The sequence below is a fragment of the Haliea sp. E1-2-M8 genome (assembly GCF_030649675.1).
GTDB lineage: Bacteria > Pseudomonadota > Gammaproteobacteria > Pseudomonadales > Halieaceae > Haliea.
In genome coordinates this window covers 13,372-28,598 of record NZ_JAUTDR010000036.1, presented here as the reverse complement: position 1 = coordinate 28,598, position 15,227 = coordinate 13,372, and the positions used below count along the sequence as shown (strand labels likewise).

Here is a 15,227-nt window from a genome sequence, read left to right as displayed (position 1 = left end):
GGCACAACCAGAGGCCGCCTGAGGGATGAATCTGGAGACCGGAATTACACCACTTGACGGGACACTACCCGTTTAGCGGTACCAGGGAGACGCCGCTGCTGTCGTCAAAATAGCTTGTGTACTTATGCACCAATTTAGGTACAATCTGCAGTGAAGAGGATCACAGCCCATTTTCTTTGCAACGGATGCAGGTGCCGAACCGGTCAGGGACTGGCTGAGCAAACTCGGGGATCCGGACAAGCGGAAGATCGGCGAGGCACGGCGCATGGCACATAACAGACATCTGGGCAGCAGCCTGAACAGCTTCCTGGAAGAAGGCTTACTCGACGAAGTGGAAGCAATCGCGGTCAAGCGAGTTTTGGCTGCAGAGGTCGCCGCCTATCTCAAGCAAAACGACGTTCGCAAAACTGCATTCGCGAAGCGTATCCGTACCAGCCGATCACAGCTCGACAGACTACTCGAGCCCGACAATCCGAGTGTCACCCTGCAAACGATGGTGAAGGCGGCGCGTGGAATCGGCAAAAAACTTGAACTAAGGCTTGCCTGATTTCTCCGCGCCAGCAACACCTTTATCACAACGAAACTATCACCGCCTAAACGTAAACTCTGGCTTGGCCGTAACTTTCATTATATAGTCGTACGGCATTCCCGTACGGAAAGGTGGCCCCATGGACACAATCACAGTCAACAAATTCAGGGACAACCTGAAGAGCGTTGTCGAAGAAGTCATTAGCAAGCATGAACCCCTCAAAGTGACTCGGCGGGCCGGGGAGGCTTTTGTCGTGATGAGTGCCGACGACTGGGAGCGAGAACAGGAGACCCTGTATGTACTGCAAAACAGGAGTCTCATGAAGCAGATTGCCGACTCCCTCGCAACCCACACCCGCAACCAGGGCTACAAACCGACTGACGAGCAAATGAATGAGATCACTGGTATTTGAGGGGGATACCTGGGAAGCGTATGAAGCCATGCGCGAAAGGGACAAGCAGCTGCACAAGGCGCTACGCAAATTGCTCAAGGAAATGCTCCGGTCTGATGACCCGTCCAGGGGGCCTGGGAAGCCAGAAGCTCTAAAGCACAACCTCGCCGGTCTGTGGTCGAGGCGGATTTCACGGAAAGATCGGCTGATCTATCGATTTGATGACCAGTCCATTTACGTCTTCGCCATCGGGGGACACTATGACCAATCCTGAGCCTTGAAGCTGCCCTTCCCAACTCCTCACCCCTCCACCACCGGATAACAGGCACCCCCCCACAGTACATTGCGGTTGTCCAACATCAGCTGGACCACGAAGGGCACCAGCTTGCCGAGGAAGGCGAAGCAGTCGCGCGGCTGGTCGCGGTTGACCATCAGCGCCCAAACGTCCACTCCGCCAACTGCTGGTCCGCCTTCAGGCGCGCCCGCTGGTGCAGCATGGCCTGGTAGATATCCGCGGGGGCAGGTTCCGCAACCAGCGTCGGCAGTGACACCCCGGCCTCCAACAGGAAGCGTTCACGGTACGGCGACTCCAGCCACGCCCGATCCCACCAGTCCAGAATACGCCCGTGGGCCGAGGACAGGGCGAGCGCGGATGGCAGCTTGTCGCCCTTGGCCAGGTTGACGTCGCTGCGGGCGGGCAGCAGGTTCCACAGGTCGTTGTTGAACCAGCGCGACCAGGGGAAGCAGTGGTCGATATGCAGCCTGTTCGCCTCGCGGACATGGCGGGCACTCCACACGCAGGGAACGTCCACACCATGTTGGCGCAAGTCCAGCAAGCGGCCGGCGGCGAGGCTGGTATCGCGCCGCCCCTCCTCCCAGGCAAATACCTGCTGGTCGCCGGCGCGGGGATCGCTCACATTCCACTGACTGTGCAGCGCCGCCCACTCGCGCAGGATGGCGGGCTCGAGCCAGCAGGCGTACTGACCGAGGGTCTGCCAGATAGCCGCGGGAATACGGAACACGCCGAACCGCGCCAGGTACTCCGGGGAAATCACCAGCGGTTGCGGCTGGAAGCGAAACCCGCGCCGTTCGAATTCAAATACCGGGTCAGCCCGACCGGGCCAGGTAATATAGCGGGTGGGCATGGTGGTGATATTGGCGCAGGCATCGCGGATGGCCTGGGTGACGATGGCGGCATGGTCCGCCGCGAGATGGCCGCCCACGCGCAGGTCATAGGGCGATATCTGCGCCAGCTTCCAGAAGGCTTCGCGGGCAAAGCCATAGCCCTGATCCGACTCCGGGCGCTCGCGCAGCTGATGGTCGATCAGCAGGGGCTTGTACTGCTTCAGCCAGTAGAGGCCGACGATACCGAGCGGAATCTCCACCCAGTCATCCGAGCGCCGCATCACCACCCCGGGCGCGCTCTCGGCAATCCGGGTGAGCACCCGCAGCAGCCCCAGCTTGTAGGACGCCGACTTGTTGTCGTTGACGATGATGTGGCGCAGCAGCGGCAGACTGCCGGTGCCATCATCCGGGATGGTGAACACCACCGTTTCCCACTCCACGTGGGCGCGGCTCTGGTCCGGCTGCCGGACCGGGTCCTTCATCACCACCGCGCGACGCTGGGCAAAGACCGCGAGCTCCGCGGCGGATACCGGATGAAAGCCGCGCTCCCGGTTCTCCTGTTCATCGCTGCCGTGGCGCAAGGTGATGACCAGCGTGCCGCCGGGCTTCAGCAGCTCCGTGAGGATGCGGAAGGCCCGCTCGCGCTGGCCCGGTGGCACATGCATCCAGACAGCGCTGAGCAGTACCAGGTCGAAGCGGTGGCCGAGGGCGCGCAGGCGGGAGAGTTCCGGCAGGGAGTCGTCCAGCCAGGTGACGTTGGGGTGGGATTTGGGTATGGCCAGTTCGCGCATGCCCCGGCTGGGCTCGACGGCGATGACGTCCCAGCCCTTCTCGGCAAGCCAGTTGGCGTCGCGGCCGGAGCCGGCGCCTATGTCGCAGGCGAAGCCGGGGGCAGTAACCTGAATCAACTCCATCCAGTGCGAATTGATCTGAGATGGCGATACAGACTGATAGTCCTGTGACAGCCTGGCGGCATTGTTGTCGTAGAAAGTTCGAGGATCCACCGTTCAGTCACCCGCAAAGTCTGCGGAAAGCTCAATCAATTGATCAACGAAATCACTAATGTCTCGTTTCTTGGGGTCATTTACTGTCTCTTTGCTCACCTCCATACCTGAGTACTCGAGCCAGTCATGATCAAGTGAATCATCGTAATTGGGAAATTGGAGCGGGGGAAGTAAACCGGGAGATGCTGGGAAAAACTGTCCATCAATTAAATGTGGCTCGAGCGCTTTCTCCATCTGTGCGACACTCAGATCCCGTTTGTTGGCAAAAACCACGAATCCCCAGAGCTTGTTGTTTCCAGCGTCACGATAAAGATATTCAAAACCCACGTTCATACGCCGATTTCAACCTCCGCATCGATTCCTGAGCTATTTGGGCTATAGCACCTTGCGGTCATAGTGAACACGGGGATGCTACGCGGGGCGAGCATGTTCAAACAGGTGAGCGGGCATGGGATGCTCCAGTTCCCAGACCATCGATATCGGTCGATCCCCCTCGTACGACAGAAGGTCCTTAGCAGCACCCAAAAACACAAATGGCGACGTCTCCTGGCCCTGCCGCTTCTTCAAACGGGCGAAAAACAATACGACGTAGCCCCGCTCTTTGAAATGGATATAGCCCTTGCCCCGGTCACTGGCCTGAGACGTCTTAGACTGACTTTGCCAGTGCAGCTTAGTACGGCTAATGGGATAATCTTCATAGCGAGTGGTCGGCGAGAAGTCACGTTCCTCCTTCTGGAAGGTCACCAAGTTTGCGTAGAACTTATGCTCACGCGAGTGAAACGCACCAACACCTGTAGGACCGGTCTTTTCGATACTGGCTATTCCCAGCAAAGATTTAATTTCTGCCGAGCCATACTCGGCATGAAGCCGAAGGCGATGACCGGAAGGCAATTCAATCTCAGGCATGACCGTTGACGCCCTGGAAAGACGCCATTCAGCTATTTCTGCCGCATCATTAACAAGCGTGGGATTGGCATTCCATCTCGCGATTGATTCGTTAACAGAGGAGACACCAAGTGCCGAGCTCTTTTTGCCCCACAACAAATAGTGCAAGGCCAGCCCCACCCCTTTGTCATCGTAGCTGGCACTATGCTCCGGATGCAGAATATCGGAAACTGCCTTCAGGAGCACTGGATCTGTTCTCAGCGCGAGACGGGATAGCGCCTTCCTACCAGACACGATATCCGCATCGGTTGGCAACTCTTCTCGAAAAGCTTCCGCTTTCCATTCGGACCAAGTCTTCTTCCTCAGGACATCGCTCACATCCAAACCAGTCTCTTCTATAAACGATCCAAACCGTAGAGGCTGATCCGACTCGGACTCCCAGGTACGTATCGTTTCTGGAATAAAGTTATTCAAGTCATCTAGAACTGCCTTGATTTTCTTCAGGACCTCATCCCTGGCGACGCGCTCAAGCTGAATATTGCACCCTGCCGGCAGGCTGGGAAAATCCTGCTCGACCTCTTTATCGAGTCGCATGCGCCCATCAGAAAGAAGCGCGGCAAATTTTTTATCCAGACGGTATCGCCTGTGGGTCTGACCTACGAAATCGAGAACGGTCAGACAGTCTTTGCCTGGTGCATGACGAAGGCCTCGTCCGAGTTGTTGCAGAAATATTGTAAGGCTCTCAGTGGGTCGAAGAAACATCACGAGATTAATATTCGGGATATCAAGACCTTCATTCAACACATCAACGGTAAACAGGAAACCGATGCTTCCATCCCTAAAACCACGCAACCTTTGTTCCCGAGCATCAGAAGGGGTGTCCCCGAGAAGCACCTCAGATGGTATCCCTGCAGCCCGGAAACACTTTGCCATATATTTCGCGTGATTCACCCCAGCACAGAAACCGATGCCTTTTGTGTCGGACAAGTCGGGCTGGTAATTTTTAAGCGCCTGCAAAATCAAATCAACGCGCTGTCGAGCGCGAAAATCATCTCCTGTATAGACTGCTTCCAGCTCCTTCGAATCGTACCTGCCGTTGCTCCAAAATCGCTCCTCTCTCAAATCTACGGTATCGGTCACGCCAAAATAGTGGAATGGGCATAGCAGCCTCTCTTCCAACGCCTCAGGAAGTCTGATCTCTGCGGCATAGCGCCCACCGAAGTCAGGCAGGATCGAGCCTCCATCCATTCGCTCCGGTGTAGCCGTTAAACCGAGCAACAACTCCGGACGTAAGCTGTGGATGATGGGCCGATAGCTAGCCGCAGGTAAGTGATGAGCTTCGTCTATCACGACGTATCCGAAATGTTCATCTCCCAATGATTGCCAGGTATTTCCTGCGCCTAAACTTTGTACCGACGCGAACACATGTCGCCACTCGACAGGTTTCTGGCCATCAAAGAGCAATTCTCCAAAATTTGCATCACGAAGCACAGTTCGAAAACAGCTCTGCGCCTGCTGCAGAATCTCTTTGCGGTGTGCAACGAATAACAAATTGGGCAGCCCACCAGCCTCCTCCGCGAAGCGCCTATAATCGAGCGCAGAGATCACGGTCTTGCCTGTTCCTGTCGCTGCAACAACGAGATTTCGTTTCTCTCCGTTTTCACGCGCTGCCGCAAGGGCTTCCAACACCCGTTCCTGGAATGGTCTGGCAGTAATGTCAGCAAAGAAGACCGCAGTACTGGCGTCTCTCGTACGAGCGCGGCCAATGGCCACTCGAAACCTTTCGAAGTCTTGCTTAAAGAAAGGCTCGAACTCCGGACTGTCCCAGTAAGTCGCAAACTCTGCGGAGAACCGATCCAGAACATGCTTCATATCCTGCTCTGTGACCTTTACCGTCCACTCTAACCCGCTGGTCATTGCAGCATGTGACATGTTTGCAGAGCCGATATAGGCAGTAGAAAAACCAGTGTCCCGCATAAACTGATAAGCCTTTGCGTGCAGACGGGTGCCACCTGTGTCGTAGGAGAGACGAACTTCTATATTGGATTGGGACGCCAGCCACTCCAACGCTTCGGGATCACTAGCCCCCATATAGCTGGTAGAGATGATTCTCACCGGAACTGCGGAACCCGCCAACGACTCGAACGCCGGGCGGAGGAGCCTCAGGCCAGACCATTTGATAAACGAAACCAGGATATCGACACGGTTAGCGCTTGCCATTTCCGCTCGAAGCTCGTGCTCCAGGGGCGGGTCGCCGCGTTGTCCAGTGAGCAACATGCTGGTAGACAGTGGCGTAGTCGGGCGCGCACTTCTCCGGTTATCGTTCTGAACTTCTAGCAAGAGCTGATCTTTCTTGGACAGGATCCTTCTCTTAATCAGGTAATCCAGCCCATCCGTTTCACTCACCAGTTGGACTACTCGATTCACCAAAGCGAGCCTTCCATCAGGCTTCTCGCTCCGCAGTGCCTGTTCCAGTACGTCAAGCAGAAACCGAGAATAGGTATGGGGCTGCGACTCATCGTCGATCGATCTCAATATCGCTTTCAGCTCAGGCTTGGAATCCAAAAGCTCCTGGAGTTCCTGATCCAGCAAACGCTCATAAAGGCCGATCGGTAAATCTCTTGTCATTAATTTGCCAGTTGGTTGAGCTGCAATAGCACAGGTATATCGGCAGGAGCCCATTCAAGCCGCTCCCAATCTCTGTGATCTACCCACACGGATGCGATATGTTCGGTGAGATAAATATGTGGACGTTCAGCACACAGAGAGAGATACGGAATCAACCGGACTCTGCCAAAGTCGTATTCGTGAACCACATCGGCGAGTCGGTCGACTCGCCCAATCTGTAGCGTGAGCTCCTCCTGGATTTCGCGCCGTAGGGCAGCTTCTGGGCACTCCCCTGCCTCAACTTTACCGCCCGGAAACTCCCAAGACAGGCCGAGACGTTTGTTTGCTGGTCTCTGTGTAACCAGAACGGCGCCAGTTGTGTCTTGCAATACAAGGCACACTACATCGATTGGCACTGCGTCCGCGCTCATCATCTACTCCCTCTGCACTTAGGCTACACAGACACAACACGCCGAGGAGCGAAGGGTAGGTGCAAAACACTGACTGTCTGGCCAAAACTCCATTACTTCACTCCCTGTGTTCTACTTCTTACAGCTTTCGCTCCGAATTCTCGTTCTGGTTCTTTGCGAACTCTAGTCAGAGCCCGCAGCGTCCGCTGCATTTTTAAGTGAATTGGCTCGACGACCAAATCGATACAGGTGGCGAAATAGTCCTTCCATTTCTGGAATTTCAACATCACTGATGTTGCCCCAAACCTCGTAGTAAGAAAAATAAGTCCAAGTCGATGTTTATGGTCGTTTATGCTGAATCAGGCGACTTCGAATACTTCCGCTGGCCTCTCCTCCGGACATACCTATGTAAACAGCGTCGTAAGCCATACCTCACTTGTAATAGAGAGCATAGATACCGCGAACATTCTTTGGTACAACCAATACTTCGTCAATTGACCGATACTCGAGGGCAGACTTGATGAATCTCATGCTACTTTTCACTCTACGCCCGATCATTAACTCTTGCGTATATGAAGCCGCAATAACGCGCTTATAGCGTGCATTGGTGTGTTATATGAATACCCACTACCCTTCTATCATTAACCCTGGCCAGAATGCTGGATTGATAGAATAATTAAGGCTTCCCCTATTTTTTATGATTCCAGACATTAGCTTCATGCTATAATTGAAGTCATAAATATACTTTGCCTCCTCATTAATCATTATCCCTATAAAGCCGTACCACAGTAGGAGCTCGAAAATATTATCGAAGTAGTCTTGCTGAACGCCAAAGTCACCCAATATCCGGAATATATCAGATTTAGTAACAACTGACCTACTACCTATAAATGAATAAAGAATATCCTCGCTGCCGCTCTCTACATCGTTGATTTCGTATCCAATATCTGTCAACAAATCTGTTGAGTAGGCTGTCAATCCTTTTTGAATATCTTCCTCAAGAACCCGCTCATGGTTCAGGTTAATTGCAAAACTTTTACACTGATTGATTAGGTTTAACAAGAATCTCGGCCTCATTAAGGAACGATCAATTAGGTACTGGGAACTCTCCTCTCCCGTATAGTGGCTTACGAAAATCTTCGACCATAACGACACAAACGATTTATCCCCACTAACATCATTAGAAACAATCCGTAGGCGAATAAGCTCCCTCAGTAAATCAGGATCTGTCCAATCAAGGAGAACGCTAGCCTCCTTTCCACGATCAGACGTATCTTGAACTAATAGCTCGTACACGTCGTTTCTTAAAAATACAATTGTATTAACAGTAATATTAGATTTTGCAAACTGACGCTCTATTTTCTTTGTCGCGTCTATTAGACCTCTAATTATTAGCAAATCTTCGTGCTTGAGACCTGAGGTTGGCCAGCCCTTATCAATATTATCGAATAGAAGCCAGCAAACCTCCTTGTGTGCCATATAGTCGATTACTCGCTTAGATAAAGCTCGCACATCGTGGCAATAAAGCATTTCCGTTAAGCTGGGCGATGACAGCCTAACATTCGCTTTCTCGCCATATTGAGACCGGTATTCCGTGGATATACTCTCCATTAGCGAACTCATTCTTTCAGAAAAATCGCCTTCAGTCTCGTAGCCATCGGCATGATAAAGATCGGCTAATGCGCGATAAGATTCATATAAGGTATGATCGCGTTTATGCTGCTCTCTATCTTTTTCAAGGATCTTGTAACATATCTCTAGGAGAAGGACATATTCCCAAAAGGCCATTATTGTATGCTGAAAAGTTCCCTCTTCTAAAAATGACAATATCAGCTCTTTAAACTTAATTAGCTTGTATCCGTCGGGCTTTAAGTCTAAAACTATATTGCCCTTTTTATTTCTTTCTCGATCCCTGATTTGTAAAAATATTGCGGACTTTCCTGAGCCTTTTCTTCCTACGACTATATTTGCCTCACCTCTTAACGACTTTAAGAATTGGTCAGTTTTTAAATAATAACTTTCGAGTGTTCGCATCTCGTTTTCTGCTGATGTTGAACCAAGGTCGACAGATTGAAGAAACGTATCGGCGCTAGCAACCTGTACTTCAGCATCCTTTTGAAATGCCTCCGCAACTTCTCCTGCAAAATCTGCTATATGCTCGTTAATGTCACTCGGGTGGCGCGTAACACACACAAAGTCACGGTAATCTAAAGGTACCGGATCATCTCCTTGCTGAAGAATACATAGAGCCTTGTCCATTCCATCAGACAACCCGGCAATAAAGGCTCCCCTTATATTATGTACGTCAGCACCTACGACGTTATTTGATAATAGTGGAACAACAACCCCATGGGACTGGGCAACCTGCGCAATAGCATCGTTGGCAGCCAATCGAGGCTGTTCATTTGGATCAAAAGAACGGAACAAAAATCGAGCCTTCTTTATCCGAGAAACTATCCGAGTTGCCCAGTCAGTCTTGTGCATTCCCTCCAAAAGATATACCGGTGACTTGGTGTTGATTTTGCTGGATATAGAAAGAGGAGTAGTTTTATTGGACAAACTGATGAACTCACTTAGTTCTTGCGAGTTTTGATACTCCTTATATCCTAGAGTATCGAATATCCCAACCTCTCTGATGGCCGGACTTACCTCTTTTATGGTTTGGTTCTTTGTAAGCAGCACCCGCTTGCCCTTGCCTATAGCGTATCCAATCTCGTAAGTAACATTGAAGTTAAGAAGAGAAATATCCGCTACAAGGAAATCACATGAGTTAATGCCCTCTATAACCTCTTCCGAAATAAAGTGTCCGGGGATATCAAGTGCCTTCCAAGTTGTAACTACACTCTTTGAGTTATCTCTCAACGCCGCGACAGCGTGCTCAATTGTCTGCCCAATTTCTGGGGGATATGAAGCGTACGCATAAAACCCTGACTCTCTATTTTCTGGCATCATGCCTCCCCCAAGTGTGTACTTTGAATTAGATACTTATAACGACCCGCAAACCGCCCAGTGAACGAAGTGAATGGGGTTGAGCAAATCTTCAGGTGGCACGCTTGATGACATGCTCGAGGTTTATTGATTCGCGAACCAAGGGCGTAGTTGTATGCAACTTCAATGAGACTTCAAAGAAGTCCAGCCACCGCTTTATCTCATCATTTTCAAAAACATTCACATGATTCAAAATGTCTGATCTATATTGAAGAAACCTATTGTGTTTTTGATAAAACCCTACGTGGCCAGCATTACCGTAGAGCGGATCTCTGAAAAACGGTGGCCCGCCATCAGGCATTTTCTTGACCCAGTTATCTCTCGATGAATACGTGTTGTATAGAGCAGATATGCGGCCTGAGTCTAAATGTTTTGGCCAGTCAAATCCAGTATTCAAGATAGAGCCAGCTAGAACTACCCCACTGAAACTTTCCTTACTTTCATTAGTAAACTCCAGATATTTTGCAAAAATATAAGCCCCTAGAGAGTGACCAAATATTGCAACAGGGCCCTTGTAGTGAGATCGCACCGTAATAAGCCACATCCGCAGCTGTTCTGCAAGTTGCTCTCTACGTCCTTGTCGCACCAATGTGGTAAACCATTCTCGGCCGTAAACAAAAGGGGCGATTCCCCAACCGGCATTCGAAGCCAATAGCGAAAAATAGCTTAGCCAACGTGCGTTGGTGTTAACGCCATGTATAGGGATTATTATTCCCTTACGGGAATGAGGAAGTAGCTGGGTTCTCCCTTCGTAGACATCACGAACAGTTTCGTACAATGCCGGCTGAAGTGAAGGAATCACAGGTGCCGGCTCGCTTGTACTTACAGCAATACGTGCAATTCCTTTTTCCTGACCTGACTTCGAATACGCTAGCAAGTAAATAAATGCGTCTAGAAGCGAGTTATCTTCTTCAGACAGATACTGAATATCAACGCACATTTCACGAATTAATAAGCTCTCAGGGCACTTTTGAATATTTCGATTTTTCTTAAAGACCACAATTAGATCAATGTCAGATGGATTTTCCCGCGATGAGACAAATGATCCACCGATAAGGATATAAGATGCACTGGCTGAATTTGCCCACTCATAGATTTGATTGAGTGGTTCAGCGAAACACCAGCGCTCACCAATGCAAGAATCCGAAGTGATGCAATATTCTTTAATAAAATCATCTAGAGAGTAATCATGGATTCCAGGAGAAAGTTCTATTGTTGCCACAAGTCGATTCCCAATCTATGGTGTGAGGTACTGTGTGTCACCTCACAACCAATAACACGGGCTACGCCGTATAACACGACGCCGACTAATCCCTGCGTACCCTGCAAAACTTTCACACCTTTCCCTTTCTTAGAATTAGATCGTTACCGAAACCATCATCCCAATCAAACCGGATTAACCAACACTTGCGCGTATTTCACAACCTCCTAACCCCCACCTGCCCCAAATACATAAACCGCCCCGGCGTACACGTCAGCACCACCACCTGCGCATCCCTTCCCGCCGCGGCAATCGCCGCGCCCATGCTCTGCAGGCGGCTGGGGTCGGAGAAGCCCAGGGCGTCGTCGATGATCACCGGCACGCCGCCCTGGCCTGCGACGATGCGGGCAGCGGCCAGGCGGGTGAGGATGCCGAGCTGTTCCTTGGCGCCGACGCTGAGGGAGTCGAAGGGGATGGTCTTGCCGTCGCGAATGACGTCGAGGATGGTCCAGTCCTCGCCCAGCACGATGTCGAAGTCGCTGCCGAAGACGATCTTGCCCAGGCTGCGGATGCCGTCGCGCAGGGGGGCCACGTAGGCCTGGCGGGAGGCGTCGCGCTGTGCGTTGAGTGTTTCCCACAGCAGCTTGGCCGCGGCGGCGCGGCGTTCGGTGGCGGCGAGGGTGTCCTCGGCTTCCGCCAGGGCCTGCTCGGCGGCTTCCAGTTCCTCGAACAGGCCGTTGGCCTGGGCGCGGTCGAGGCGGCTCTTGAGCACGGCCTGTTCCTGTTGCTGGTCGATGATGTCGCGCTCGGCCCGGCGCAGGGCCTGGCTGGCGTTGTCCCGTTGCAGGCGGGCGCTGTCCGGGTCCTCCGCTTCCAGCTGGGCGCGCAATTGTTCCAGTTCGGCGGTGATGGCCGCCAGTTGCTGTTCCCGCTCGGCCACGGCCTGTTCCAGGTCGGCGTCGGGTTCGGCCTCGCGCTCCAGCGCCAGGCTGCTGCGCTTGTCCTCGAGGACGCTGCTGAGCGCGTTGAGCTCGGTGCTGGCCTGCTGCTGTTGCGATTGTGCGCGGGTGAGTTCATCGCGCTGTTCAGCCAGCCGGCCAGCTTCCTGGTCCAGTTCGGATTCGCAGGCGTCCAGGGCCTCGCTGGCGGTTTCCAGCTGCGCCCGGGCCTCGCGCTCGCTGGCGGGCAGGGCCTGGCCGGGGTCGCGCTGCTGCAGGGCGTCGGCGCAGGCCTGCTGCAGGCGCGCGCGGTCGGCCTGCAGTGCCTCTTCGTCGGCGCCCTGCAGGGTGTCCTGCAGACGCTGTTGGGCGGATCGAAGCAGCTGCTCCGCGTCGGCCCGCTGTTCGTCCAGGGTGATGGCCTGCTCCACGCTCGTGACCTGGTAGCGGGCCAGCAGGGTATCCAGTTCCTGCTGCTTCGCGTCCACGTCTGCCGCCAGCTCGCCGGCGGAGGCCGCGGGGGCGATGGTGATGCGCGCCAGCTCGGGGATGTCGATCTGCAGGCTCTCTGCCACCTGCCGCTCCAGCGGCGCGCCGGGGCGCAGGCTGATGGCCTCGTCGTTGAGGCGGACGTCCAGCGCCTGCAGGGCGTCGATGCTGAGGCGGGTGGCGGCGTTGTCGCGGGTGCGGCTGGCGACATCCAGCGCGCTGGCGGCGGCCTGGATGTTCTTGCGGCCCTCCGCGGTAATGTGAATCTCGGCCAGGGTCTTGCGTAATTCCGCGAGTTCAGCTCGCTGGGCCTGTACCCGTTCCAGTAGTTGCTGCAGGCGCGCCAGTTCGGCGGCGTCCTGCAGGTAGGCGGTATCGCGGCGGGCCTGCTGCAGGGCGTGCTGCAGGGCGCGGCGCTGGGTTTGCAGGTCCTTGTGCGTTGCCTCGGCTGCCTGCACGGTGCGCGCCAGTTCCGCCGCGTGTTCGGCCAGGGGCTGCAGCGCGGCCTGTTTCTGGGCCAGGTCCTGTTCGCGGCGGGCGATGTCTGCCGCTGCGTCCTGGCGCCGCTGCCACTGGCTGCGTGCGTGGTCCAGCAGCTGCTGCAGGGGCTTGCCCTCATCGTCTTTCGCATTCAGCCGGGCCTGCAGGCTGTCGATGGCGGCCCAGCGCTGTTCGTGCTGTTCCTTGGCGTGTTGCAGCTCAGGCAGGGCGCGTTGCAGGCGGGAAATCTCCGCGGAGACGCCTTCGAAGCGGCGCAGGTCGTCGTCGAGTTCGCGGAGGGTGGTCTTGAGTTGCTCCACCTGGGCGCTGTGCTGCTCCACCCGCTGTTGCTGCTCGCCGTAGCGCGCCTTGCCGCTTTTCAGGGTGAAGTAGCGTTCGTACTCTGCCTGCACCGCGTCAAACAGCGCGCTTTCCTCGCCGCTGACCCCGGCGCCGCCAGCGGCATTGTCCAGCGCCCGGGCCAGGCCGTCGGAGTCCGCCAGTCTGACGCCGCCGATCTCCTTGCCCTGCTCCACCAGCAGGGCGTCCCACAGGGCCATGTCCATGTGGCCGCTGAGGATCTCCCAGGCGCGGTTGTGGGCATCGTCACCGGCGAGCTGTTCTGCCCGCGGCGCGAGGATGCGCAGCTCGGTGCCGGCCTTGCGGTTGTAGGTCTTGCTGTAATGGAAGTGGTAGTCGCCGCAGCGGACTTCGGCGGCGACGCTGCTGCCCACGTCCTGGCCCACCGGCTGTACGGCCTGCACCTCCTTTTTCTTCGAGCCGGACTTTTCCCGGAACAGCATGCGCAGGGCCTCCACCAGGGAGGATTTGCCGACCTCGTTGGGGCCTTCGATCAGGGTGACGGCATCGTCGAATTCGATCTGGCTGTGACTGACCCCCCGCCAGTTCTCAAGAGTCAGGGTTAGCAGCCTCATGCGCCTTTGCTCCTGCCCTGATTGCCCGCGCCGCCTGCGAGCCGATACATCAAACGCAAGGCATCGGTGGCGGTGTCGTCACTGGCGGCCTGCACCAGCAGGGCTTTCCAGGTGGCGTCGGCGTAGCCGCTGAGGGCAATGGCGCCGTCGTCCAGGGCATCCGGGATCACCGCCAGATCCGTGGTGCGCGCGCGGCGCTTGAGGCTGGCGAACACCTGGGCCTGGGCGTCGAGCAGGGTATCCAGTTCCGCCGCCAGCGCCAGGTTGACGCTGCCGGTGAAGCCGACCTTGAGCACGGTGCATTCCTTGCCGCGGATGGCGTCCAGCCACTGGGCGAAGGCGGCCAGGTCCTCGGGGCCGTTGATGTCCCGCTGCACGGCCTGGAAGTCCCAGAAGCCGGTATTGTGTGGCGTCAGGGTGCAGGTTTCGTTGTCGAGCTCTACCAGCAGGGCCTGGTTGGGGTCTACTTCATCGAAGTCCGTCACCAGCGGCGTGCCGGAATAGCACAGGCGGCCGCTGTTGCCGACGTTCGTCAGGGAGTGCCGGTCGCCCAGCGCCACGTACTGCACGAGGCCTTGAGCCAGCGCCTGTTCCAGCAGCGCCTGGCTGACCACGCCGGGCTGGCTCTGGTCCGGTGACAGCGAATCCACCTGACCGTGGCCCAGCAGAATGCGACTCACACCCGGGGCGGGCTGCAAGGTTTTCAGGGCCTGGGCACAGAGGTCCACCGCGGGGCGCTTGCTGAACCAGGGCGCGCCGATTACCTCCACATTGGCCAGGCCCGGCACCGGGATCGGCGTGCTGTCGGTGAGGACGATGATGTGCTCGCGGGCCTGGTCACGGAAGGCCCTGCTGCGGAAGATCGAGGAGGCATCCAGCGGGTCGTGGTTGCCCGGCAGCAGGAATACCGGCACCGGCACGGAGTTCAGGGCATCAAGGGCACGGCTGAGGGTCTGGGCCGACAGCTGGTTGGACTCGAACACGTCCCCCGCCACCACCATGAACTGTGCGTCGTGCTGCTCGGCCAGCTGGCCCAGGCCGCGAATGGCGTCGATGCGCGCCTGGCTATAGCGCGCTGCCGCTTCCTGGCTGAGAAAGGCGCGGGTCATTCCGATCTGCCAGTCGGATGTATGGATGAATTTCACGTGTTGTTATTTCCCCTTATTGCCTGAGTATGGGGGAAATAACACCCCCTGCCTACGCACGCTGTGATTGACTTTGAAGTCTGTCACAGTACTGGCGCCG

General features: G+C 55.3%; 12 protein-coding genes. 3 read left to right on the top strand and 9 right to left on the bottom strand.

Translation table 11 applies throughout. The features are described from left to right. The first annotated feature begins 265 nt into the window (after positions 1 to 265). The 3 genes from Q6D67_RS20005 (at position 266) to Q6D67_RS19995 (ending at position 1,194) form a co-directional block, all read left to right on the top strand. A complete protein-coding gene (locus Q6D67_RS20005; protein ID WP_304707444.1) occupies positions 266 to 547 on the top strand; it encodes a hypothetical protein in 282 nt (93 codons plus the stop codon). Between the two features lie 121 nt (positions 548 to 668). Continuing rightward, entirely contained in the window at positions 669 to 941 is a 273-nt protein-coding gene (locus tag Q6D67_RS20000) for a type II toxin-antitoxin system Phd/YefM family antitoxin (RefSeq protein WP_304707443.1), read from the top strand. Continuing rightward, a complete protein-coding gene (locus tag Q6D67_RS19995; RefSeq protein ID WP_304707442.1) occupies positions 922 to 1,194 on the top strand; it encodes a Txe/YoeB family addiction module toxin in 273 nt (90 codons plus the stop codon). Before Q6D67_RS20000 ends, Q6D67_RS19995 begins: the two co-directional genes overlap by 20 nt. A gap of 26 nt (positions 1,195 to 1,220) precedes the next feature. Here the strand turns inward: Q6D67_RS19995 and Q6D67_RS19990 are convergent, their stop codons facing one another. The 9 genes from Q6D67_RS19990 to Q6D67_RS19950 form a co-directional block, all read right to left on the bottom strand. Then, the gene (locus Q6D67_RS19990; protein WP_304707441.1) at positions 1,221 to 1,370 is read right to left on the bottom strand and encodes a hypothetical protein; all 150 of its coding nucleotides are present in this window, start codon (positions 1,368 to 1,370) and stop codon (positions 1,221 to 1,223) included. Further along, positions 1,352 to 3,049, bottom strand: coding sequence for a class I SAM-dependent methyltransferase (locus Q6D67_RS19985; RefSeq protein WP_304707440.1), 1,698 nt, complete (start codon positions 3,047 to 3,049; stop codon positions 1,352 to 1,354). The genes Q6D67_RS19990 and Q6D67_RS19985 overlap by 19 nt, the downstream gene beginning before the upstream one ends. Positions 3,050 to 3,052: 3 nt before the next feature. Further along, positions 3,053 to 3,382 (bottom strand): hypothetical protein, encoded by a 330-nt coding sequence (locus tag Q6D67_RS19980; RefSeq protein ID WP_304707439.1) that lies wholly within the window; start codon positions 3,380 to 3,382, stop codon positions 3,053 to 3,055. A 78-nt stretch (positions 3,383 to 3,460) separates the two neighbouring features. Next, on the bottom strand, positions 3,461 to 6,562 hold the full coding sequence (locus tag Q6D67_RS19975; protein WP_304707438.1) for a DUF3427 domain-containing protein: 3,102 nt from the start codon (positions 6,560 to 6,562) through the stop codon (positions 3,461 to 3,463). Continuing rightward, positions 6,562 to 6,972, bottom strand: a complete 411-nt coding sequence (locus tag Q6D67_RS19970; protein WP_304707437.1) for a (deoxy)nucleoside triphosphate pyrophosphohydrolase — start codon at positions 6,970 to 6,972, stop codon at positions 6,562 to 6,564. Before Q6D67_RS19970 ends, Q6D67_RS19975 begins: the two co-directional genes overlap by 1 nt. A 606-nt stretch (positions 6,973 to 7,578) precedes the next feature. Beyond that, the gene (locus tag Q6D67_RS19965; RefSeq protein ID WP_304707436.1) at positions 7,579 to 9,900 is read right to left on the bottom strand and encodes a P-loop ATPase, Sll1717 family; all 2,322 of its coding nucleotides are present in this window, start codon (positions 9,898 to 9,900) and stop codon (positions 7,579 to 7,581) included. Positions 9,901 to 9,991: 91 nt separating this feature from the next. Then, positions 9,992 to 11,161 carry a hypothetical protein gene (locus tag Q6D67_RS19960; RefSeq protein ID WP_304707435.1) on the bottom strand — a complete coding sequence of 390 codons (1,170 nt, stop codon included), beginning with the start codon at positions 11,159 to 11,161 and terminating at the stop codon, positions 9,992 to 9,994. A gap of 196 nt (positions 11,162 to 11,357) precedes the next feature. Next, on the bottom strand, positions 11,358 to 13,982 hold the full coding sequence (locus tag Q6D67_RS19955) for an AAA family ATPase (RefSeq protein WP_304707434.1): 2,625 nt from the start codon (positions 13,980 to 13,982) through the stop codon (positions 11,358 to 11,360). Beyond that, positions 13,979 to 15,127, bottom strand: a complete 1,149-nt coding sequence (locus tag Q6D67_RS19950) for an exonuclease SbcCD subunit D (protein WP_304707433.1) — start codon at positions 15,125 to 15,127, stop codon at positions 13,979 to 13,981. The genes Q6D67_RS19955 and Q6D67_RS19950 overlap by 4 nt, the downstream gene beginning before the upstream one ends. Between the last annotated feature and the right edge of the window lie 100 nt (positions 15,128 to 15,227).